This window comes from Halalkalicoccus sp. CG83 (genome assembly GCF_037081715.1).
Lineage (GTDB): Archaea > Halobacteriota > Halobacteria > Halobacteriales > Halalkalicoccaceae > Halalkalicoccus > Halalkalicoccus ordinarius.
In genome coordinates, this window is sequence record NZ_JAZDDH010000001.1 from 777,167 (window position 1) to 798,884 (window position 21,718).

Genomic DNA, 21,718 nt, shown 5'->3' on the forward strand with positions numbered 1-21,718 from the left:
TCGCGCAGCACATCAGTGGTCCCCACTGGGAGCTGCCGACGATTCCGAACGCGACCACGTACTGGCGGTGTACGTCCTGCCGGCGCGAATCAATCCGTGAGCGGGATCTCTATCAGGAGCGCTTCCACGCACCCGACTGCGAGGTGCGCCGATAATGCTGGTCACCGCACCCGTCGAACAACTGCTCACTGGCTTCCAACTCGCCGAAACCCGCTGTAGCTTTTGCAAGACCGCCCTCCAAGAGGGTGACACGGTCAGTGCCTACGCGGTTCAATACGCCGGTGACGAGTCGTGGTCCGTCCCACGCCTGTACTGCCGTACGTGTCGATCGACAATCGAAGACCCGACGCTCGGCGCGACTGAGCTACTAGCCGAGGGCCGACTCGGGTTGACGATGGATGCCACGACTCAGCGGACGTCGCTGACGCTGCTCGGCATCGAACGCGTCGCTCAAAGCGCCCCGGAGGATGGTCGTGCCACGCTCTAACGAATCGATCGCGGACGAGGCGACCGACGTCCGGCTCGACCGACTGGAGCGCGAGATGGTCCGCGAGGGATCGATCGAGATGGCCGCCGTCCGTCGCCTGCTTCATGGGCTGAGCGACGCCCCCACCGATGCCGATCCAGTCGCGAAGGTCGATGCGATCGTTGAGCGCATCGACACCCTCGAGACCGAGGTCCAACGCCTTGAGGCCCAACTCCGCGCTCAGCGCAACCAACAAAAGGGCACCAAGAAGGAACGCGCGAAACGTCGCGCGCGCAACGAGGTGCTCCGCCAAATTGATCGCGGGACGAACCCGATGGGCGGCGGATCAGTCGACGTCCCGACGGTGATCACCATGGGCCACGGCCTTGGCGTTGAGTTCACCCACAAAACCATTGGCGACGCGTTCCGAGCACTTGCGACCGAGTGGGACTGCTTCGAGCTGCAGGACGGCAGCGGCACCAAGGAGGGCGCGAACAAACGCCTGGTCGCGACCGGCGACGATGTCCCGGAGGCCCTCTGGCAGCTCTACGAAGCCGAGACCGGCGAGGAAGCAACCAGAGAGAACGCTTTCGCCGAAAGTAGCGACCGACCGAACAGGGGCGCCTGAGATGGCCGTCTTCCAGCCCGTCGTCCCGCCGCCACCACTCTCGTCCGCTTCTCATCGCTACCGCACCAGTAGTAACTAATCTCGCGGTAGCGGTGGGTCTCCCGCCTCGCACCGCATCGCATGCCGGATGCGAGGCGGAACCCACCCCGAGTCTCGCTACTTTCGACGACAGTATGTCCGATCGAACGATGTACGGTCTCATTTCCATTCGATACGGCCCGTATTGATCGCCCCTCCCAGAGGGTTTTTGATTGCCGCCGAACGAGTGTGATACATGAGCCTCACGGCCGATGATTTCGAACGATACTCTCAAGAAGACGACGACGAAGAACCGCTGGGCGACGCACTGGCAGCTCTCGCGTTAAACGTCGATGTCGACGCCGTCGATGAGGTTCGTGAGCTACGCGAGCGTACATGAAGGCGTTTTTCGATACGAACGTTCTCGTTGCCGCCGTCGTCTCTGATGAACAACGATCGACCACTGCCGTTCGTCTACTAAACGAGATCGATGAGGGACATACGTCGATATTAAACGTAATGGAGCTCCGTAGCGTTCTCTCGAAAAAGAAGGCGTTCGAACGCGAGCGGATCGATCGAATCGAGGATCGTATCGCTCGTAAAACCACCGTAACGTTTCCTGATGCCTCCGATATCGTAGCTGCGAATCAGTTGCAATCGGAGACGCTACTATATCCGATGGATGCGCTAATTCTCACATCCGCGGAATCAATTGACTCCCCGCTCGTCTCGTTCGATGCTGAATTGGTCGAACATGGCGCTATCGAGCCTGAAGAACTCCTCTGAGGGACGTGGCGATAGTCCCCTGTCTCAAACAAGCTTCGTACCAGATCCTCGATCCGCTACGGTGCCAGCAACCGATGCCATCCCTTACGACGCCCGTGCGATCGTCCGTTCTCAGGTATCGACCAACGCTGCATACCGCTGCTTCACCAACTGATCGAGTGTCGTCTGGTCCTCACCCATGACGCCGGCTGTTCGACCTGGGCTCAACGGCACCGAAGAATCCTAATCCTGAGTGCCCCATCCACTGGTCCGTTGAACGATTGCAGTCTGAACTCGTTGTCGTGTGAGATACGCGCTCTGTATGCAGCATGGACGCTGAGACCTATCACTCAGCTGCGGGTGGATCACGTGACGCTGAGTTCACAGAACGCTTACCTAAATTCAGGCGCTAAGGCCCCTTCCTCAACGACCGAGCGAAGCGAGGTCGTAGGGAGGGGATACAGCGTTCACGAGACGCGAAGCGTCTCGTTAGCCAATCAGAACGCTTTGCGTTCTGATGACGCCGTCATCGTCTGTCTTTCGTGCGATACTGCCGGCCCGCAGGCCCACGCCACCGGTATGCTTAACTATATGCAAACTATATACTCTGGTAATGGATCGGTACGAAACCGACGACGCCAAAGAAGTCCTCGACCGAACCGTGAAACCGTTCGGGAGCGGTGGTGCTCACATCACTGTTCCGAAGCGGTGGATCGGTGCCGAGGTCAAAGTCGTCCGTGTTTCCGATCCCGATCCATCCGACGAGTAGGCCATGCGCTACAACTACAGGTGTCGGCTCAAACCGACCGACGAACTCCACGAACGGTTAGCGTGGACTGTCGATACCTGCCGGCAGGTCTACAACCACTTCCTTCACCGACTCAACCGAGTAGACGGAACCTCCGCCTACTCCGAACAGTCACTCCTCCCCGACCTCAAACGCGAGTGGGACGATCTGAAGGACGTTCACTCGAAAGTGCTGCAGAAAGTCGTTCAGCGGTTGTACGACAACCTCTCGACGCTGAAGGGGCGGAAAGAGAACGGCTACCGCGTCGGCGAACTGAAGTGGAAGGCCCCGCAGGAATATCATTCGATTAAGTACAGTCAAACCGGCTTCAAGCTCAACAACACGAGCGGTCGGCCTGTACTCTCTCTTTCCACGATCGGCGACGTTCCGATGGTCTACCACCGCGAGGTCCCCGACGACGCTACGATCAAGGAGGTCGTCGTCAAGCAGGAGCCTACGGGCGAGTGGTTCGCCGTCCTCGGACTCGAAACCGAGAACGACACACCGCCGAAGCCCGAGAACCCCGAGCAGTGCGTCGGCATCGACGTAGGGATTCTCAAGTACGCCCACGACAGCGACGGAACCGACGTCGAAGGTCCCGGCCTCTCGTACGAACGCGAGCGGTTGGAACGCGCACAACGCGACCTCTCGCGGAAGCAACACGGTTCGGCGAACTACCGCAAGCAACAGCGGGTCGTCGCCCAACGCCACGCCGACTTGAAGCGGAAGCGTCGGGACTTCCTCCACAAGCTCTCGAACTACTACGCTCGGGAATACGACCTCGTTGCTGTCGAGGACCTCGACGCGAAAGGGTTGATGGAACTCCCGTCGAACTCCCGCAACCGAGCATCCGCCGCGTGGGGGACGTCCCTTCGGATGCTCGAATACAAGTGCGAACGCGAGGGCACGCACTACGTTCCGGTCGATCCGCGCGGGACGACGAAGGAATGTTCCAACTGTGGCGTCGAAACCGAGAAGCCGCTGTGGGTCCGCGAACACTCGTGCCCCTCGTGCGGGTTCGAAGCGGACAGGGACCTCAACGCGGCGTACAACATCCTTTCTCGCGGACTCACAGAAGTAGGGGTGGTTCACCCCGATTTAATGTGGTTCGAGAGAGCGGAGCTCTCTCGTCATCACGAAAGACGCGTAGCGTCTTTCGAACGACCTGCGGAGACTGCGCTCCCTACGGGAACCGATTCGGTTCCTGCAAAGCGCGTCTTGGAAACAGGAAGTCGTTCGAAAGGCGCAGAGCGCCTTTCGTGATCACGAGAGACCTTCGGTCTCTCGGACGACCCCGTCCTCAGCGAGGCCGCAAGGCCGAGCAGGGCGGGGTAGTTCACTTTTCTACCCGCCTACATTCAATGTAATGGACAGAACGTCGACCGACACTGATCCACGATCATTCGGATCGCGTGTCCGCGAGCGACTCGGGTCCATTAGCCCGGTTTCCCTGGCGATGCTGGGCTTTCTCAGGTTCCTCGGGAACACGTTCACCCGGCTGGAGGTTCTCCAGGTGTTCCACCTGTTCTGGCTGTTCGCGCTGTGGCCAGTGGTCTCTCTGCTGATCGGCGCCGTCAAGCAGTCGATCGGCTACGAGGGGGACGACCCAGGCCCGCGTGACGGACTGCAGACCGTGTTCTCGTCGTTCTTCCCGAGTTCGATCGACCGGTAGTCCTCTCTCGGTTCGGTTTCTCGGTTCGGTTCGGTTCGTTTTCGGCCGAGGACCGGTCGGATCGTTCCTCCCGAACTAGTCGTACGCCTCGACGGCCAACCCGTCGACGCGCTCGAAGTCGCCGTCGCGAGTGACGATCGTTCCGCCAGCCTCGCGGACGATGCCCGCGATCAGCATGTCCACGGCGTTGATCGGCGCGCCCCGATCGAGCAGCTCGGCCTCGATCAGCGCCGCCTCCCGAACCGCCGCCGTGGTCACGGGGAGTGCCTCGAACCAGTCGAGCGCCGAGGCCGTCCTCGCGACGCCATCCTGGCGGTCGGCCTGCGCGCCGTATCGCAGCATCTCCCACAGGACGGGCGTCGGAACGTACCATGTCCCGTCGTACCCCTCGATCACCGCGGCCGCTCGCTCGTGACCGGCGCTGTCGGAGCGCAGGTAATCGCTTAGGAGGCTACTGTCCAAACAGTTCATCGTGATGCTCGTCGATCTCCTCGCCCAGTCGCGCGTGGCGTTCGTCGTGATCGATGCCGGCGTCGGTCCCGTCGAACAGTCCGCGGGCCTTCGAGGGGTCGGCACGTGCTGCCGTGAGGCGGGTAACGACATCGCTGAAGCTCTCGTCCTCGCGTTTGTGTGATTTGAGGCGCTCGTAGGCATCCTCCGTGATTGTGAGCGTCTTTGTCACCATACACGTAAACGTACGTGTATACGTAACTTAAGCGTGGCGGGGATTGGTTTCGGCGTAGCGTCTCAGTTCGTCTGCTACTGACGCTGGCGAAGTGTGCGCGAGACGACGCTCGAGGCCTCCCCTATCGGTTGCGACTCTCTGATACGGGATCGGTCCTCGCCAATGAACGGATGGACTTCTATGAGTACGACGAAACCCATCTAATACTCAAACACTACAGATATGTGCCTGAAAACGATGAACAAAACGCCTCGAGAAGAGAAAAACTGAACGCTCTCATTAGCGTCGCCAAGTACAGACCGAAGCTCACACTTGGAATATTCGTCGAAGAGGACATCGTAGCGTGTCATGGATGGCCGTCTGAACGGGGTCCAGTTTCCGTTCTCGGTCTAGGTGAATTATGGGCTTCTAGATTTTTAGAGCCAACATCGCTTTCGATCGCACTAGTGAAATGGCAGTCCGTAGAGTGGTACGGGACAGGACTAGGGGGGTAGCTCATTCGGTTGTAGGTAGCAGCTGGTATTCCCTATTTTCACTACAGCCGAACAGTGACCAGCTATGATCCTTACGCTCCCCAATGTTGCTCAGTACGCTGAACAAACCCACCAAATTCCTTCCTGGCAGTTGATTTTCGGCTCTCAGACCGCCTTCTCATGAACTTTCAAGTTAATCTACGCGACGGTCTTTGAAATCCATTCCTCACCTTTATCCGAAATTTCATACAATCCCGTTTCTTTGTGGTGGTAACGCACTAAATCATAGACTCGTAGCCATTTCAGACGTTCTCCAATATAATTCTCGTGTTTGTCGATCTGATCAGCTAATGATCCTCTCGTTTCTCGCCCTTTAGCGAGCAGCGTAAGGATTTCTCTGTCAGTATCGTTAAGATCTGAGGGGGTATCCATTTAGCGAATATTCAACTGCGTCTGATTTCATCCTTGTGTACTCCATCTACTTACTAAAACACCCTTAATAGCAGTGTTCTATAGGAACACTTGCACCACAAAGTTTTATAGAGCACCCCTCTTACTATGAGCTGCAAAGCGCGGTATCGCCAGTAAGTAGAACTGGCCCGGTGGTGTCACACCGGACCGCGCTTCCCCGATCAGGAGAAGCAATGAGTCCTAGCAACCCACCATCAAAAAATAGTATCGCTCCAGCAACCACTGTTGGGCAGTATATCAGCGGCCCGTACTGGGAGCCGCCGACGATCCCGAACGCGACCACCTACTGGCGATGTAGGTCCTGTAATCGTGAATCAACCCGGAAACAGGATCTCCACCGGAAGCGGTTCCATGCGCCCGACTGCGAGGTGCGCCGCTAATGCTGGTTACCGCGCCCGCCGAACAGCTCTTGACCGGCTTTCAACTCGTGGAAACGCGCTGCAGCTACTGTAAGAGCACCCTCCAAGAGAGTGATCGCGTCAGCGCCTACGCAGTTCGGTACGCCGGCGACGAGTCGTGGTGCGTCCCCCGCCTGTACTGTCGAACGTGTCGATCGACAATCGGGGAGCCGACGCTCGGTGCGACCGAACTATTGGTCGAGGGTCGCCTCGGCTGGACGATGGATGCGGCGATTCAGCGGACGTCGCTGACGCTGCTCGGCATCGAACGCGTTATTCAGAGCGAACCGGAGGACGGCCGTGCCACGCTCTGAGGGATCGACTGCGGACGGATCAACTGACGCCCGCCTCGACCGACTGGAGCGCGAGATGGTCCGCGAGGGATCGATCGAGATGGCCGCCGTCCGCCGGCTCCTCCACGGCCTGAGCGACACCACGGCCGACGCCGATCCAGTCGCAAAGGTCGACGCGATCGTCGAGCGCATCGAGACACTCGAGACCGAGGTCCAACGCCTTGAGGCACAGCTACGCGCTCAGCGTAACCAACAGAAGGGCACGAAAAAGGAACGCGCGAAACGCCTCGCACGCAACGAAGTGCTCCGTCAGATCGATCGCGAGACGAACCCGATTGGCGAGGGCGGTGCCGTGGACGTCCCGACGGTGATCACAATGGGGTACGGACTGGGCGTCGACTTTACCCACAAGACCGTCGGTGACGCGTTCCGGACACTCACCACCGAGTGGGACTGCTTCGAGCTGCAGGACGGTAGTGGTACGAAGGAGGGCCCGAACAAACGGCTGGTCGCCTCTGATGATGCGATCCCCAAAGCCCTCTGGGAATGCTACCGAGCTGACACCGCCAAGACAGCAACCCCTGAGACCACTGTCGGCGAAAGTAGCGACGACACGAACGAGGTGTGCTGAGATGGCCCCGTTCCAGCCCGTCGTTCCACCGCCCTTGCACTAGTCCACTACTAGCCGTGTCCTATTGCCTGTAATTAACATCTCGGTAGTAGTGGGTCTACCGCCTTGCACCGCTTCGCATGGACGGTGCGAGGCGGGACGGACCCAGTTTCTCGCTACTTTCGACGAAAGTAGCTCTGGAAGCTCCAAGTTCACAGGAGAATCGCCAGTAAAACATCGCCACTGGTACGAGTCGGCTACCGCGACTGTTCCTCTCCTGTTTGGTTCGAACAGGGAGTTAGGAAAGGTCGGGATGGTTCTCCCTGATTTCTCCGGCGAGCTGGGGATCAAACGTCGTTTTGTGTTGCTTCACTCGCCCCTCGCGCCCTCGTGATTCGATCCAGGTTTCGAGCAATCCCATCGTTTCGAGATCTGTAACGACGCCTTGAATTGCCCGCTTTCCTAATGGTGGGTTTAAGATAATCCCCCTTTCCATCGACTCACGTATCTGCTCTGTAGTTACAGGTTGGACGATCTCACCGGTTTGTTTATCTGTCCAACTGGTGGCTGCTACTAAGACCCCTACATGATTTAACGGTAGCTGAGTTAGCTTCTCCATGATTGCGTTCTGTTCTGTCGCTTCAAGACTATCATCAATGCACTCTCTTGTCACGGTCGCTAATTCACGTTGATTTGCTATTTCTCCTGCATTACGAAATAGGGTCAGACCTTTGCGTGCATCGCCCCAGCGAGTTGCAGCCTGTCTTGTTCCATGCTTTGCTGCTCCTGGTGTGACGGATTCGTCGGCAAATGCACGCACTAGACGTGGAATGAGAATGTCGGCTAACTCATGGAATCCATATGGACCGAAAAACACCTCTTCAGTACTCATCGCACTTTCGACCCTGCTGTCGAGGCGGAGATCCACCTCGATGAGTCGGTTGCTGATCAGCCACACGGAGAGATCGATCCCGCGTTTAAGCTTCCCCTCGCCGCGCAGTAGTCGGTAGAGAAACTCGTTTGGATCGTAGTTCGTGTCGTGCTGGAGCTGGTCGATCTCGTCGAGGATCAGGACCGTATACTGCGGGTACGCCTCCAGCGCGATCCAGATCCCCTCGAAGACGCCGTCCAGTCCTTCATACGACTTCTTCCGGTCGCCGGTTAGTTCGAGATAGATCTCGTTGGCCGCGCTGAAGATCGTTCGACACTCCTTGAGATTCACGTACTCAACAGCAAGATCCTCGGTCCGAGCGGCGAACTCCTCAGCGACTCGTCGCGTCGTCAGGGTCTTTCCCGTTCCGGGCGGTCCGTGGATCGAGACGGTCGGCGGGAGATAGCCCTCGTGGATACCGTTGAGGATCGTCGCGAGTTCGCGCTCCTGTTCATCACGGGCGATGATCTCGTCCGGTTCGGCTAACGGATCGAGCGCGCCTTTGTCGGCGAAGACGCTGTCAGCAGGGGCCGTCTCGTCGAAGAGATCGTCGTACTTGTCTGATCCCATTTTTAAACAGCGAGCGAATCCCGTCCTGAGGCCGAAGGCCGAAGGGCGGGCGGGAATCGCGTAAGTCCCTCTACGCAAACAGCGTTATTCTGCATTGCTGGATTCCCCACGTTCGTTGTCAATACACTCTCTGACGAGGCTTGACAGGTTACTGTGATTCTCTCGCATTCACTCCTCCTGTTCTTTCGTGATTGTGACGTTTCTTCGCTCCACAACCTATTGTCTGGGGTTCAATATAATTAAGCGTGAATGATGTGTAGCGTGTGGTATGGCAGAGACGGTGACGAAGACGCTTGAAGCAACCTTAGCCTCACCGACACGGGGTAAGGAGCTTCATCTTCGTCGCCTTCTCGCCACCTACCGCGAGGCGTTGTACGACGCGTTCGATGCACGGGCAACAACGATGTCGGCGGTTAACGACGTTGTGACGCCCTACGACCTGCCGTATCAGGATTGCCGGTCGCGTTGACCCGTGGGGAGAGAGCGTTCCTTGGAAACCGGAACGCGATGACTCACCACAGGACAGGTGCGGTAGTGACACCGCCACAGTCCACCGAGAGACGAGTGCGAACCCCGCACAGATGACGCTTTCGGCGTATTCGGACTGAAACCTACGGCCTCGATAGCAGGCCGGAATTCCCTTGAAAGGGAAGCCCCGCCGAAACGGCGGGGAGGAATGTCATCGTTGTATAGTTCGCCGTGTAGCCGCCCAGCGCGCTGTGCGATCCGTTCGTCGATCGGAACGACCTCTTTCGACAGAACGACGCTAATGATGTTCTGCTGTTCTTTCTCGGGGTTCGGCGAACGCGGAACCCCCGCAAAGAGTTCAGCGACAGTGATTGATGAAACGCGCTGGTAGACATGGTCCGAATCAAGCTGGCTTGCAGCGAGTGCTTATCAGCGAACAGTGGTTCATTCGCGGTTAGTCATTGGAGAGATCAATGCATCATGACTCGCTGCCTTTGATCACAGGGGTTCAACTGGATTTCGAAGCCACTCTAGCCGACCACAGCCGTGATTCCGGTCTCTTCTGGCGCATTAATTCTTATACCATAACATGTTTAACAAGACGAGACGATCCCCTATTCATGAAAGCCGTCATACTGGCTGCCGGCAAGGGAACCCGGCTACGACCCCTAACGGAGGACAAGCCCAAGGCGATGGTCGAGGTCGACGAGACACCGCTTATCGAGCACTGCTTCGAGCAGCTCGCTGATCTGGGCGCCGAGGAGTTCGTCGTCGTCGTCGGCTACATGAAGGAGCACATCATCGAGCACTTCGGCGACAGCTATGAGGGGATCCCGATCACGTACGCCCATCAGCGCGAACAGAAGGGGTTGGCCCACGCGCTGTTGACCGTCGAGGATCACATCGACGAGGAGTTCATGCTGATGCTCGGCGACAACGTCTTCAACGCGAACCTTGAGGACGTCGCTCAGCGCCAGCAGGAAGAGCGCACGGACGCCGCGTTCCTCGTCGAGGAAGTGCCCTGGGAGGAGGCCTCCCGCTACGGCGTTTGTGACACTAACAGCCTCGGCGAGGTCACCGAGGTCGTTGAGAAACCCGAGGATCCGCCGACGAACCTCGTGATGACCGGATTCTACACGTTCAGCCCGGAAATATTCCACGCCTGTCACCTCGTCCAGCCCTCGAACCGCGGCGAGTACGAGATCAGCGAGGCGATCGACCTGCTGATCCGCTCGGGCCGAACGATCGACGCGATCGGGCTCGACGGATGGCGCATTGACGTCGGCTACCCCGAGGACCGCGACGAGGCCGAACGCCGTCTCCAGGACGCGAGCGAAGTGGAAGCCGAAGCGGACTGAAGGACTGTCCTCGAAGCGGTTAAACTCCATTCTGCTCGATTTGGCTTCCTCTCCCGCCGGTTCAATGCCTATACGCTCACCCTTGTGGGTGCCACGACGCATGTATCTGATCAGGACAATCTCACCTCTGTGATCCGGTTGTAGTCGATACCGTCCACGTCTGGAAACGTCGTCCGGAACGCCTGCATCTATGACTTCTAGCCCTCCTAGCTGTGAATCTCCTCGGACTGATACGTCACGTGGAGCACGTGGTCGTTGAGGTAGTGTTCGTCAACAAAGGAGAGATCACCCGTCACGATCGCACACCGGCTGTCGACAGTTAAGAACGCTGATCGGATCTACACCGTGGAAGCGGGGCGGATTACAGAGGTTGGACAGCACAATGAACTCGTTCAGGAAGGCGCGAAATATTCCGAATTGTATGGTATTCAGGTGAAACGATAATAAAATCGGCACTGTCTAGTTCAGCACCTCCTCGGCAGGCGTTTGACCATCTAGCGCTTGATTTGGTCGATCGTGATTGTAATGGTGTCTGAACCTTGCTCGCCGTGGCATCAGCAAAATGAGGGTTAAGCGCGGTGTTTAATTACCAGCCGTTATCAGTCTCGTCTCCCTCTCGCCGCTCGTTTGTTCCCGAACGGTGGGCCACCTGAGAGGCCGTCAAGGCCGGCGGTCGCGAGTACTGTGAAGATCAGCTCTTCACGCGAGAGCTTGCCGAAATTCGCCGGAAGGATTTGGCCACGGATCGCCTCGGTTTGGAACTGAAGCGTATGGACGTTGTTTTGGTACTCGCGGGGGGTCGCAAACAAATCCTCGATGAACGCGTCGAGGTCTTCGTCCGAGTCCACATCGTCCGCCTCGTCGTCGATAGGCACTTCGGGATCATCATCAGTGATCCGGACGTTAGAGAATGTATCTTCGACGGTCACAGGCGAGTCACGCGGACTACCTTCACCGTTGCCGTCAAGCTGCGTGTCAAACCGTGCGAGAAACACGAATGGGCGGTTATCAGACTCGCCAGACGCGGCGTGGTGGATGTGACTTTAGGTGATGTTCGAGAGGTTGTTGGCGTCGTTGACAGTCAGCCGATAGCGCATATCACCCTCACTAATCCGTTTGAAGGTGCTGAGACCGTTCTCGCCAGGTGTTGGTTTGTCGTTGTTCTGCTGGGCGGCAAGCACCGTCAGTGGGGCGAACAGGTCAGCTTGGTTAATGCGTCGCTTTGCATCGTTTGGAATTGAAGCAATAAGCTGGCCACGATTCTTGTCGGTGAGTTGTGCAGGTTCCACGCTGCCGTCCGGCGACCAGCCGTCGTCGGGGAAATCCTGGTCTTGGCTGTCGTCGTTGCTGAACGGCGGGTCAGCGGCCGCCGTGCCGGAAATCCCAGTCATCGCGGCGAATGCGCCTATGGATTTAAGTGTCCAACGGCGGCTAATCGGAGACGGATCAGTACTATCGGCCGGTTCGGGATGGGTATCGTCTGTCATTATAGTTGAATGTTTGACTGGTTGTTGAGAGCGAACTGTTTACCGTTACGTAGCACGTTCCGGGTTTCTATCACTCCAATCTCTCTGTCCATTCAAGCATCACTCGCAAAGGCAAGATAGCCATAAAATAGTTCGCACTTATGCACAAGATTCAGACACTTTCGCTGTTATATTCAGTTAACTTTGATTCGTAAGGTCGGCTTCGCAGCAACCGAGAGTGAAGACGCTGAAGAGCTTCGGCGCGAGATCGAGGAACTCGAACAACGAAGAGAGGACCTGACCAGCTTCAGCTCTGGACGCGAAATGGCGTAGAAGCGACCCATCCGTGGTACGTTCCGGATTAGGAGGGGACCACACAACAGTCACATGCTCTGTTTCCACCATGCTGAGTCATCGTGATGAGCCATTCTTGTTTCCGAAGCTCGTTCGTTCGCCTCGTCATCGTTCTTGGCGTCATCACGCGCTTGTCCTAAGGAACAGCGTGCGAACCCGCAAGTTGCCTCCGTGGGTCGGTAGCCGAACCCCCAAGGAGAAATCTCGCCCCTTTCGGAGCAGGAGAATGTCAAAAAGTTTGTCGGCATCCCGATTTCTTTAACAGTGCCGGCTCTATCTCCCTCTGTAGTCTCTTCCACGTATCCTCCGGTTTCTCGGCACTGTAACTAGATCGCGTGAGATCATCCTACCGTCGATCAGGCCGATACTCCTTGTAGGCATGATCCTCTCTGAACGTCTCAGCTGCCTCTAAGAAGCGCTCGTGGCCGGAGAGATCGTACAGCAGTTCCAACTGGTTGATGTGTGTACTATGGTAGTGGACGTTTCCTCGATACCCGCGGCTCAGGGCGTACCAGCTGATTTCACCGGGTTCACGGAAATCATCGATGTGATCCTCGACAGTAGTGAGTGCCGCCTGCAGGACGTCCGCGCTCTTCTGACCGCCGACATGAAGCCAGTAGTCGTACAATCCGAACAGTCCGACGACAAATCCGTTGAGCACGTGATTTGGTGGCTCAGTTGGATACTCCTCAATCCAAAAGTAGCCCATCTCCTCGTCTGAGAGTTCGGTAGGGGTCTCAGTGACGACCGTCGTCCAAATATCGTCCTCGCCGGTGGTACGCCGGACGTTCGTGAAGCTCTGGAATACCCGATCCGCGAGCTCGCGGTAGTGCTCGCTGCCGGTCACCTCGTAGAGATGTGCGTAAGCAGTGAGCGCGGTCCCCTGGGACATCCCACCGAACCATGGCGAGTATAATGGCTGCTCACCGCCGGGACTCGACCAATCGAACGTGTATGGAAAATAGAGCGCGCCGTCCTGCTCGGTGGCGATATCGACGAGCGCCGCAGAGATCGAGTCAGCCTTCTCGAGGTAGCGCTCGTCGCCATCACTCTCGCGGTAGCAATGAATCAGCCGCATCATCGTCCGTGTCGTTCGTAGCGGATGGTGACCCTCATCGTCCTCCACTTCCATCAATGTGACCGTGTTCATCTGAAGATCAGGGATTTCCTCGTCGACAGCAGCGGCGTTGGGATATTCGCAGTATGGCGGGAGGATTCGCTCCTCGCCGTACTGAGGCCACCCTTCGAACGGGAGCTCTACTAAATCGTACTGGTTCCTATGGACGGGAATGCCGCTTATTTCTACCCGATCGGAGTCTACATTCTGGGTCCGATTGTTCTCCGTGTCGTTGGTTTCGTTCTCCATCTCCGCTTCGTTGGTCTCCTCGGTCTCTCCGGAGGACGCTTGCTCACCAGAACAGCCCCCTAAAAGCAGAAGTCCTCCGAGACCGAGTGAACGGAGAGCCTTGCGCCGTGTTGAACCGCTTTTCTCCATATAGTATACAATATATCAACATGTATAGTACTTGGTCTGATTGGCACTGTCTAGGCAAAGAGTGAGCAGTTCGTGGAGTCGGTTATTATGCACACCCAAGAACCACGTACAGTCTCCTTGGAGTCCTCATCGCTTGAGTGCTGAGGCGAGGAGAGCACTGCGAGCGCCCGCAGAGCGCTCGCAGTGCAACTTCCTTCGACAGGTATCTCGCTTCGAGAGACAGCTGCCGTTCTGTTCACGTACGCGACGGCGACGTCTGCGTGCCGGGACGCGAACTCATGACACACCCGCCGCGTCGTCAGCGTCTTTCCCGTCCCTGGTGGCCCGTGGATCGACACCGTCGGCGGGAGATCTCCTTCGTTGACGCCGTTGAGGATCGTCGCGAGTTCGCGCTCCTGTTTATCACGGGCGATGATTTCGTCGGGCTCGGCTAACGGGTCGAGCGCACCCTTGTCGGCAAAGACGCTGTCACTGGGGACCGTCTCGTCGAAGAGACCGTCGTACTTGCTCATGGTGGCGGAGGGGTTGTTTCGTCGCTGCGTCTACTCTCAGAACGCGTTCCAGTCGACGACCTGGACGTCGTCGATTCGTTCGAAGTGATCGACGTTGCGCGTCACGACAGGCTCCTCGAAGTCGATCGACGTCGCCACAATGAGACAGTCGTGCATGTCCACCGGCGTCCCATCGTTGTAGAGCTCGCCGTGTAGCCGCCCAGCGCGCTGTGCGATCCGTTCGTCGATCGGGACGACCTCTTTCGACAGAACGACGCCAATGATGTTCTGCTGTTCTTTCTCGAGGATCGGGACGAGCGCGTTCGATGACGACCGCCTTTTTGACACATCAGCACTGGTCAAACGGTACGCCGAGGAACAGGGCACTGAAACAGTCGACGAGCTGATCGACGATGCCGATGCGATCGTTTTCATCACCGCACTGTCGGTCACAACCGCCGCGATCCTCCGAGAAGGCTTGTATTAGTTGTCGGTGTTGAGTACTTGGACGGGCGGTAATCGAGAAAGCTCGGTGTGCTCCGTGAGTTCGGTTGCGGTATCACGGTAGTCAGTGTAGACCTCCTCGGCCCACTCGTAAGCGGCGGGCGCGTCAGTATCGACGTACAGCCGCAAGAGGCCCATCTCGTCCCCGTAGATCCCGACCCCGATCCGGTCGTCAGCGAGCGTCAGTCCGAAGGGGAGATCGTCATGCGTCCGAATCGTGAGATTCCCGCTCTCGAAGGCCGTCCGGGCTCGATCGGAGTTCGATGTCAGAAGTTCCTCAACGACCGCCGGCCGAAAGACGACGTCGGTGTGCATGCCGGTGACGATGCGTTCATAGATCTCGTCTAGGTGCAGCGGGTTGATCGAGGCGGGGTCGAGACCACGCAGCGTCTCGGTTTCGCTTATCAACGACATGAATCGGTTCACCGGCCGATAGGGGTTACCGGGTTCGGCGATCGTTACGGTTGCGTCGGTGAACGCCGCCACGTCGATCTCGATGCCGTTGGCGCTTGCGGCCTCCAAGACCGGGGCGAGTTCCCACAGCGTCTCAATGGACGTTCCGAACGCTGTGACTTCCGCAATGCTCACCTCGCCTAGGGACGTGAGCACGAATTTACCGTCGGCGCGCTCGATCAGGCCGTACTCCCTGAGTGCTCTCGTGAATCGATGGACGGTGGATTTTGAGACGTTCAGATGCTGCTCTAACTCCCGTCGGTCCGCCGCACCCTCTTCTTGCAGTACCTGCAGGACCGGAGCACGCCTGATGAGTTCGATAAGCCGCTCAGTATCCATCCTCAGTGCTACATTCTACCATACGCGTATTAAACGTATCTTACAGGTACACTGACTCAACAGCTCCCGTGCCTGTTACGATCGATGGTATAAGCGTTTGAGAGGAGTGGCCACTCGCATACCATCCACTACTGTGTGGATCGATCCTCAGCAGGAACCACCATCCCACGACCTGAGACGGTGTCACGGCCTGAACCAATCCCGCTCGGTAACTATAATCTGGTTCCATTCCTTCTGATAGGTGCTGACGGATGACACGACCTCGTTCGTGGGACGAATGAGCAACCAACGGCAACAGACAGGAGAAGGAACTAATGGCAAGCACGACACATGAAATCGACGACGAACCAGCGGTTGCGACCGTAGAGAGCGAATCCGGATTGGACGAGAACGTCGCAGGAGCGCTCTCATACCTATTCGGCTTTGTGACGGGGCTGATTTTCTTCCTGATCGAGAAAGAAAACGACTTCGTGCGGTTCCACGCCGCCCAGAGCATGGCCTTCTCGGGCGTGGTCTTCGTCGCGTACATTGCGTTGAGCATCGTCGGAACGGTCATGACGACGGTGCTGTTCTCCAGTACGAGCACCTTCTTCGTCGGGAGCATCGTCTCGATGGTGCTCGGGCTGGTCTGGCTGGTTCTCGCGCTCGGCGGATTCGCCATCTGGATCTACCTCATGATCAAAGCGTACCAGGGCAAGACCCCACGGATCCCCGTTGCCGCAGGCATCGCCGACAAATTGATGTAAGCACGATAGGAGCGCGGACGACCATCTACGCGGAAACCACGCCCGGGTTGTCGATTCCAGTGGATGGGCTGGTGGAGGTGACGTTCGCCGAATTCGGCGCACGTGAACCAACTCCGTCCGATCAAACCGGCATTGACTGGTTCGAGACATCGTTTCTCGGAGGCTCTCGGATAGAGCGCATCTACCAGTCTGACGGGCTACGACGAGTAACAACGAACAGACAGACGACACGAACTACGACATCATGCACCAATCACATGGCGGTGGACGACTGAACAGACGCGTCATCACGACACTGATACTGGCCTTTGCCGTTGTTCTCGCGGGGTGTACCGGGATCGGCGGCCTCGGCGGGAACGACGACACGGCCGACGCCACGACCGCGACAGCTGAAAACAGGGGCGATGACAGCGGGTCCGATGACTCGAACGGAGACTCGTCCGATGGGGGTGTCGACACTGACGCCAGCAACGGCAACGGCGGTGACGCCAGCGCCGGGGATGGAGCCGGCTCGACGAACGACGCGGTGTCTCAGACAGACGACAACTGGTTTAATATGAGTGAGCCAGGCTACTATGAGTTCGACCTTGCGGGGATGGACAAGGAAACCGGCGAGCAGGTCACCGGGCGGCTGGTGTACGACGTTGAGGCTGCTGGCGGCGACGAACTGACCGCAAGCGTGGACTACGAGTTCGGCAGCGAGCAGTTCCACTCGACGACTACTGGACCCGCCGACGAGTTCTCCGCCCAACTGTTTCTCAACGAAGCGTACACACCCATCGCCACTCTCCAGGGTGTCTCCCTGATGTACCTCTTCGAGATGGGCTTTACCGACCCAGCCGTCGGCAACTACAAGCAGAGCAGCACCGACGACGGAACACAGATCACGGAGGTCACTGAAAAGCGGAGCTACGCGGGTCTCGAGTGCTTCTTCGTCGAAACGACGCTCGACGGCGCCCTCACCCAGAAGGCCTGTATCCGCGGCTCTGAGGGTGGTATCGCTCCCTACGCAGCTACCTACACCGATGAAGGCGAACTCGAACTCGAAGTCGAACTCGTTGAGTTCCAGACGAGATAGGGCCGGAGGCAGACCGGTGCCGATGAGCCCGGACCACCGCCTCGATACTCCTTCCCGCCCTCTGCGAGGCCGTAAGCCGAGCAGAGCGGGGTAGTTCACTTGCCGGGTGAGTTGAAGACGAGCCTTTCCCGAGCTACCACCGACGCAGGTTCTGTCTACTATCGGTGCTTGTCGACGAACGCGCGGATCTTCTCGAGAGCGTCAGGGCCGATCCCCGGGATCGACCGCAACACCTCGTCGCTCGCGGCGTCGACGTCCGCAACGGTCACGATTCCCTTCTGTCGAAGGTGGCTGGCCGTTTTCGGGCCGATTCCCGGAATCTCCTCGAACGCGACCTCGATCTCCGGCTCCTGTTCCTGCTTCTGCTCGTCGGCGCGGTCCGGCTCGTCGACCGCTGTATCCTCCAGAAGGTCGAGCGCCTCCCGCAGTGCGTCGGCCTTGTGGCGTGCCTTTCGGCCGTCCTGGTCGTCGTACTCGGCGAGACGAGCACGGAGCTGTTCGTATTGGCCGCCGTCGATGTGGAGGTCGGCCGTGGGGCGGGCCTGATAGCGCGTCCCTAGCTCCGTCTCGAACGTCCTGCGGGGGATCAGCGTCGTCGCGTCCGTCTCGTCGCGGATGAGAACGATCCGTGCGTCGGCGTAGATCACCTGTCGAAGGTCGCCGGTTCGCTGGTCGGCGACGACCAATCCGATCTGTACGTCGGTCCTGGTAGTTTTCGATGGAACGAAGTCCGTGTTTGCCATTGTCGGGGTGGTGAAGTGTGCCTGGTTGTTTCTCCGAATGGCACGACATCCCTCATCTATCTGAAGGACTCTGAGAGGCATGCATCTGTCGGTTTCACGATGGAGATCGGCTGTAGCGCCAGTTAGTCGCCGCCTCGAGACGATCGCTGGGAAGCGACTCCCATCTGCATCGTCGTATCCATCAGACATTCCGCGTTCCGATGGTCTGCCGATGCCGACGTATCGGCATCACTTCCCATCTCTCGATTGATGCGGTGAATGGCTTGCTTTAGGAACTCGATGTCCTCGCGAATGCGCCGCCACCGCATCGCAGCAACACGCCATACTAGTCGTGGATCGTACTCGCTGCTCGTTCCGTTGTTGAGCCTCGTCTACGCACTCACCTGGGCAGAAGGGTGCCGCGTTCTTCTCCGTTTGGGGCACGGGTCGATTCGGCTCGTCACCGGTAGTCACGACCAGGATCCCGCCTAAATTCGTCTAGGCGTTTATTGCGGCTGCGGGGTACGACCTCAGCATGACGAACTGCGAGGCAGACCGGCATGGATTCGGCCGGCTCGCGTTCGTGGGCGTTCTCGTTGCGATATGGCTGGAGGTGTTTCAGTGGGTCATCACCCGGGTGTTCGTTCTGAACTTCGAAATCGGCGGCCTGAACGCGACCGCACTACTCGTGTTGCTCTTGATCACCGGATGGACGGTACCCGTCTCGGCCCAGTGGCCCACGGTCTGGACGCCCGGACGGTGGTTCGCGATCGGCATTGGAGGGACCAGTGTGTCGATCGTGCCGGACCCCATCCTTGCCGCGATCGCGGGGTCGGTTGGAGTGATCGGGGTAACGACCGTGCTTGTGGTTCTGCTAGCGGACCTCCGGGCGAGGTTCGCGGTCGGTGCCGGACTCGGCGTCGCCCTCTATGCCAGCCTCCGGGCCTGGTTCGATACCGCGCCGCTCTTCGCTACCACTATCGGCCGAGGGATACTGGTCGTCCTGCTAACCGCGGCGATCGGCTGCTGGCTGTTGCTCGTGGCTGCTACCGACGGCCGGGTTCGTCCGTCGTTCGACGGCCCGTTCCCACCGCTCTCGCCGTTGGGTGTCTTTCTGATCGTCCAAGCGACCTACCTCGGCGCGTTCCACTCGCTATCAACGTGGGCGCTACGGCCGTATGCGATCACTGCAGGACTGGGGCTCCTCGGTCTCCTCGTCGGAACGTGGCTGGTCGAGCGGTCGAGCCTGCGTGGAGCCGTTCAGACCGCGGGGTTCGAGCGTGTGTGGCTGCGTCCGTTCACCAGTGTGGATTCAGCGGATCGGTTTGGCGTATTCGACCGCTCATCCGCTGTGGTCTGGAGTTGCCTGTTTATCGCTTCACTCACAGCATTGCTGTGGCTCGATACGTGGGGGATGCCGTTCGTCTTCCTCGCGCAGGTAAGCGCGGTCGTCCTGCTGGCGATCGGAAGTCAACCCGACACGCGGTCGTCACTGGGGGCGGGTACTGAACTCGCCGTCGCACAGCTCGGTGCGCTCCAGCTCGCGTTCCTGTACGTCAGCGCGGTGAACTGGCCGTTCATGCCGTCACCAGTGGACGGTCTCACTCGCGGCCTGACCGCCGAGTTCCTGTTGGCACTCGGCACGCTGCTGCCGATCTCGGTGCTGATCGTTGTCCCGTTCCCGGCGCGATCCGTTCCTGCCCACGCTCGTGACCGCCGCACTCTCCTCTCGATGGTGGGGCTGGGAGTTCTCGGTCTCACGGGGCTCGGCGCCCCGGGTCGCTCGGTTCCGGCGGATGAACGCGAGGCACCGCCGATCAGGGTGCTGACCTACAACGTCCATCGCTACTTCTCCGGAGGCGATGCCGGCGAGTACAACCTCGAACCACTGGTGGCGTTGCTTCGGGAGGCCAACGCTCACGTCATTGGCCTCCAGGAAACCGAGGGCACCCGCATCACCTCAGGCAACGTCAACGGCGTTCGGTGGCTGGCCCGCCGGCTCGGCTATCACTACGCCTACGGAGTCCCGACCCGCGCTGGCGGATATGGCGTTTCGCTTCTGTCGGTCTGGCCGATCGAGAATACGCGGGTGGTTCAACTGCCGACCCACGACTCCCCGCCACGATGGGTGTTGGTTGCCGACCTGCGAACGCCGTTTGGTGAACTCCCAGTGGCCGTGACCCACTTCCAACTCGGAAAGCCGGGCGACAAGCGAGCCGAATCCACGGAGCTGCTCATCGATGAACTCGGCGATGTCGACCGCGCGGTCATCATGGGTGATTTCAATTTCAAACCTACTGAACCCATGTACGAGACGATGACGTCGGCGTTTACTGATGCCTGGATGGCGGCCGGTCACGGGCGCGACGAAGGACCGACCTACAGTGCCTCCGACCCACAACGGCGCATCGACTACATATGGCTCCAGGGGGACTGGACGGTCAACGAGGCGGAGCGGCTCGGCTCGCCTCAGGTGTCCGACCACCTCGCCGTATTTGCGGCCGCGACGCCCGACTAACGGTGGCGCTCAACGCCGCGCCCCCTCCACACCCTCGACATTTTAACGCCAGCGAAAACACGCTTCATCGACACTCTTCGGCGCCCTCGGCGGGATACCTACGGGCGAATCGATTACGCTACCGACCGCAGCAGCGCCTTAGCCTGCTCGTCTCGGCGATCCCAGAAGAGGCCATCGAGCGGGTTCTCTCGCCACGTTAGGTGAACGGCCGAGGGGCAGCGGCCGCCCGAGTGATGTCAGAATCGGCGTTTCGGGAACTCGACGGCGACGCCGCCGCTGTGGACCTCGTAGGTGACGTCGCTCGGCCGCTTCACTTTGATCTGCATCCGTGCTCGCATCACACCCACCTATCCTTGAAGCCGTCCGGGACGACGACGAGGAACCGCTGGGCGACGCACTGGCAGCTCTCGCGCTAAACGTCGATCGGCGCGTTCTCGGGGCTCATGATTCCTCGTTCGCGTGTTGGTAGGTTGGATGGACGTCCTCGAGGAGTTCTTCGACGATTTCCCAGAGGATCAGCGAGGGGACCTCGTGTCGAACGTGATGCCTCGGCGGTCCTCGTCATCGGTGACCAGGTACTGGAAATGCGCTCGCCCGAGATCGGAATGGTCCTCGTCCTGGTGCCAGCCAGCGTGAAAACCCGTGTTCGGATCAGTGGAGTTGATCCGGAACCAATCGTGGGGATTCTGTCGATACCACTTGACAGTCAGTTCCGGGGAGTCAGGGCCTGTTGGCGGATCAAGACGGGCCGGATCGAAACGCAGCCGCAGCTGCCGGGCCTCAATATCGTCGGGAACGTACTCGACGGCCGTGATCTGTGGAACACGGTCGAGGACGTCCCGCTTCAGTTGCGCATAGAGATTCGCGTTCGGATCACCACCAGGATGCGGGATCGACACCGCGGACCTCCCGGAGGCGGTGATGGGAGACCGCGCGCGAACTCATAGCGGAGATGGAGT

General features: G+C 58.8%; 24 protein-coding genes and 6 pseudogenes. 17 read left to right on the forward strand and 13 right to left on the reverse strand.

Going from position 1 to position 21,718, the window contains the following annotated elements:
* The first annotated feature begins 154 nt into the window (after positions 1 to 154).
* The 7 genes from V0Z78_RS03880 to V0Z78_RS03910 all read left to right on the forward strand — a co-directional run bounded on the left by V0Z78_RS03880 (position 155) and on the right by V0Z78_RS03910 (position 4,336).
* On the forward strand, positions 155 to 487 hold the full coding sequence (locus V0Z78_RS03880; protein ID WP_336343309.1) for a hypothetical protein: 333 nt from the start codon (positions 155 to 157) through the stop codon (positions 485 to 487).
* A complete protein-coding gene (locus tag V0Z78_RS03885) occupies positions 474 to 1,094 on the forward strand; it encodes a hypothetical protein (RefSeq protein ID WP_336343310.1) in 621 nt (206 codons plus the stop codon). The genes V0Z78_RS03880 and V0Z78_RS03885 overlap by 14 nt, the downstream gene beginning before the upstream one ends.
* Positions 1,095 to 1,368: 274 nt before the next feature.
* On the forward strand, positions 1,369 to 1,512 hold the full coding sequence (locus V0Z78_RS03890) for a hypothetical protein (protein WP_336343311.1): 144 nt from the start codon (positions 1,369 to 1,371) through the stop codon (positions 1,510 to 1,512).
* Positions 1,509 to 1,898: a type II toxin-antitoxin system VapC family toxin gene (locus V0Z78_RS03895; RefSeq protein ID WP_336343312.1), complete on the forward strand. Its 390-nt coding sequence runs from the start codon at positions 1,509 to 1,511 to the stop codon at positions 1,896 to 1,898. The genes V0Z78_RS03890 and V0Z78_RS03895 overlap by 4 nt, the downstream gene beginning before the upstream one ends.
* A 592-nt stretch (positions 1,899 to 2,490) precedes the next feature.
* Positions 2,491 to 2,646 (forward strand): DUF2080 family transposase-associated protein, encoded by a 156-nt coding sequence (locus V0Z78_RS03900; RefSeq protein WP_336343313.1) that lies wholly within the window; start codon positions 2,491 to 2,493, stop codon positions 2,644 to 2,646.
* Between the two features lie 3 nt (positions 2,647 to 2,649).
* Entirely contained in the window at positions 2,650 to 3,927 is a 1,278-nt protein-coding gene (locus tag V0Z78_RS03905; RefSeq protein WP_336343314.1) for an RNA-guided endonuclease InsQ/TnpB family protein, read from the forward strand.
* Between the two features lie 193 nt (positions 3,928 to 4,120).
* The gene (locus tag V0Z78_RS03910) at positions 4,121 to 4,336 is read left to right on the forward strand and encodes a hypothetical protein (protein WP_336343315.1); all 216 of its coding nucleotides are present in this window, start codon (positions 4,121 to 4,123) and stop codon (positions 4,334 to 4,336) included.
* Positions 4,337 to 4,411: 75 nt separating this feature from the next.
* Here the strand turns inward: V0Z78_RS03910 and V0Z78_RS03915 are convergent, their stop codons facing one another.
* Both V0Z78_RS03915 and V0Z78_RS03920 read right to left on the reverse strand, forming a co-directional pair.
* Complete coding sequence (locus V0Z78_RS03915) at positions 4,412 to 4,807, reverse strand: PIN domain-containing protein (protein WP_336343316.1); 396 nt, start codon at positions 4,805 to 4,807, stop codon at positions 4,412 to 4,414.
* Positions 4,788 to 5,021, reverse strand: coding sequence for an antitoxin VapB family protein (locus V0Z78_RS03920; protein WP_336343317.1), 234 nt, complete (start codon positions 5,019 to 5,021; stop codon positions 4,788 to 4,790). Before V0Z78_RS03920 ends, V0Z78_RS03915 begins: the two co-directional genes overlap by 20 nt.
* 170 nt (positions 5,022 to 5,191) lie before the next feature.
* Between V0Z78_RS03920 and V0Z78_RS03925 the strand changes: the two genes are divergently transcribed.
* The gene (locus V0Z78_RS03925) at positions 5,192 to 5,515 is read left to right on the forward strand and encodes a hypothetical protein (protein WP_336343318.1); all 324 of its coding nucleotides are present in this window, start codon (positions 5,192 to 5,194) and stop codon (positions 5,513 to 5,515) included.
* A gap of 177 nt (positions 5,516 to 5,692) precedes the next feature.
* On the opposite strand, the gene V0Z78_RS03930 is transcribed toward V0Z78_RS03925, so the two are convergent.
* Complete coding sequence (locus tag V0Z78_RS03930) at positions 5,693 to 5,926, reverse strand: hypothetical protein (protein WP_336343319.1); 234 nt, start codon at positions 5,924 to 5,926, stop codon at positions 5,693 to 5,695.
* Positions 5,927 to 6,344: 418 nt separating this feature from the next.
* Here V0Z78_RS03930 and V0Z78_RS03935 point away from each other — a divergent pair, with 418 nt between their 5' ends.
* Positions 6,345 to 6,677 (forward strand): hypothetical protein, encoded by a 333-nt coding sequence (locus tag V0Z78_RS03935; RefSeq protein WP_336343320.1) that lies wholly within the window; start codon positions 6,345 to 6,347, stop codon positions 6,675 to 6,677.
* A complete protein-coding gene (locus V0Z78_RS03940) occupies positions 6,664 to 7,287 on the forward strand; it encodes a hypothetical protein (protein ID WP_336343321.1) in 624 nt (207 codons plus the stop codon). The genes V0Z78_RS03935 and V0Z78_RS03940 overlap by 14 nt, the downstream gene beginning before the upstream one ends.
* Before the next feature lie 277 nt (positions 7,288 to 7,564).
* On the opposite strand, the gene V0Z78_RS03945 is transcribed toward V0Z78_RS03940, so the two are convergent.
* The gene (locus tag V0Z78_RS03945) at positions 7,565 to 8,767 is read right to left on the reverse strand and encodes a Cdc6/Cdc18 family protein (RefSeq protein WP_336343322.1); all 1,203 of its coding nucleotides are present in this window, start codon (positions 8,765 to 8,767) and stop codon (positions 7,565 to 7,567) included.
* Between the two features lie 268 nt (positions 8,768 to 9,035).
* Between V0Z78_RS03945 and V0Z78_RS03950 the strand changes: the two are divergent.
* From V0Z78_RS03950 to V0Z78_RS18980, 4 genes and pseudogenes are all read left to right on the forward strand, one after another.
* A pseudogene (locus tag V0Z78_RS03950) lies at positions 9,036 to 9,218 on the forward strand (RNA-guided endonuclease TnpB family protein); the annotation flags it as partial.
* A 1-nt stretch (position 9,219) separates the two neighbouring features.
* A pseudogene (locus V0Z78_RS18975) lies at positions 9,220 to 9,375 on the forward strand (RNA-guided endonuclease TnpB family protein); the annotation flags it as partial.
* Between the two features lie 480 nt (positions 9,376 to 9,855).
* Positions 9,856 to 10,593, forward strand: coding sequence for a UTP--glucose-1-phosphate uridylyltransferase AglF (gene aglF / locus V0Z78_RS03955; RefSeq protein WP_336343323.1), 738 nt, complete (start codon positions 9,856 to 9,858; stop codon positions 10,591 to 10,593).
* Between the two features lie 291 nt (positions 10,594 to 10,884).
* Positions 10,885 to 11,037: pseudogene (locus V0Z78_RS18980) on the forward strand (ABC transporter ATP-binding protein); the annotation flags it as partial.
* Positions 11,038 to 11,052: 15 nt separating this feature from the next.
* On the opposite strand, the pseudogene V0Z78_RS03960 reads toward V0Z78_RS18980, so the two are convergent.
* From V0Z78_RS03960 to V0Z78_RS03990, 7 genes and pseudogenes are all read right to left on the reverse strand, one after another.
* Positions 11,053 to 11,133: pseudogene (locus tag V0Z78_RS03960) on the reverse strand (IS6 family transposase); the annotation flags it as partial.
* Between the two features lie 59 nt (positions 11,134 to 11,192).
* Positions 11,193 to 11,522, reverse strand: coding sequence for a hypothetical protein (locus tag V0Z78_RS03965; RefSeq protein ID WP_336343324.1), 330 nt, complete (start codon positions 11,520 to 11,522; stop codon positions 11,193 to 11,195).
* A gap of 114 nt (positions 11,523 to 11,636) precedes the next feature.
* On the reverse strand, positions 11,637 to 12,080 hold the full coding sequence (locus V0Z78_RS03970) for a hypothetical protein (RefSeq protein WP_336343325.1): 444 nt from the start codon (positions 12,078 to 12,080) through the stop codon (positions 11,637 to 11,639).
* A 679-nt stretch (positions 12,081 to 12,759) separates the two neighbouring features.
* Positions 12,760 to 13,908, reverse strand: a complete 1,149-nt coding sequence (locus V0Z78_RS03975) for a D-glucuronyl C5-epimerase family protein (RefSeq protein ID WP_336343326.1) — start codon at positions 13,906 to 13,908, stop codon at positions 12,760 to 12,762.
* Positions 13,909 to 14,111: 203 nt separating this feature from the next.
* A pseudogene (locus V0Z78_RS03980) lies at positions 14,112 to 14,420 on the reverse strand (AAA family ATPase); the annotation flags it as partial.
* Positions 14,421 to 14,456: 36 nt separating this feature from the next.
* Entirely contained in the window at positions 14,457 to 14,747 is a 291-nt protein-coding gene (locus V0Z78_RS03985) for a PIN domain-containing protein (protein WP_336343328.1), read from the reverse strand.
* 135 nt (positions 14,748 to 14,882) lie between these two features.
* Positions 14,883 to 15,695 (reverse strand): helix-turn-helix transcriptional regulator, encoded by an 813-nt coding sequence (locus V0Z78_RS03990; protein ID WP_336343329.1) that lies wholly within the window; start codon positions 15,693 to 15,695, stop codon positions 14,883 to 14,885.
* Positions 15,696 to 16,009: 314 nt separating this feature from the next.
* Between V0Z78_RS03990 and V0Z78_RS03995 the strand changes: the two genes are divergently transcribed.
* Positions 16,010 to 16,441, forward strand: coding sequence for a DUF4870 domain-containing protein (locus V0Z78_RS03995; RefSeq protein WP_336343330.1), 432 nt, complete (start codon positions 16,010 to 16,012; stop codon positions 16,439 to 16,441).
* A 244-nt stretch (positions 16,442 to 16,685) separates the two neighbouring features.
* A complete protein-coding gene (locus V0Z78_RS04000) occupies positions 16,686 to 17,519 on the forward strand; it encodes a hypothetical protein (RefSeq protein WP_336343331.1) in 834 nt (277 codons plus the stop codon).
* Positions 17,520 to 17,677: 158 nt separating this feature from the next.
* On the opposite strand, the gene V0Z78_RS04005 is transcribed toward V0Z78_RS04000, so the two are convergent.
* The gene (locus tag V0Z78_RS04005; protein WP_336343332.1) at positions 17,678 to 18,262 is read right to left on the reverse strand and encodes a helix-hairpin-helix domain-containing protein; all 585 of its coding nucleotides are present in this window, start codon (positions 18,260 to 18,262) and stop codon (positions 17,678 to 17,680) included.
* Between the two features lie 514 nt (positions 18,263 to 18,776).
* Between V0Z78_RS04005 and V0Z78_RS04010 the strand changes: the two genes are divergently transcribed.
* The gene (locus V0Z78_RS04010) at positions 18,777 to 20,759 is read left to right on the forward strand and encodes an endonuclease/exonuclease/phosphatase family protein (RefSeq protein ID WP_336343333.1); all 1,983 of its coding nucleotides are present in this window, start codon (positions 18,777 to 18,779) and stop codon (positions 20,757 to 20,759) included.
* A 441-nt stretch (positions 20,760 to 21,200) separates the two neighbouring features.
* Here the strand turns inward: V0Z78_RS04010 and V0Z78_RS04015 are convergent.
* Positions 21,201 to 21,658, reverse strand: a pseudogene (locus tag V0Z78_RS04015) (hypothetical protein).
* Between the last annotated feature and the right edge of the window lie 60 nt (positions 21,659 to 21,718).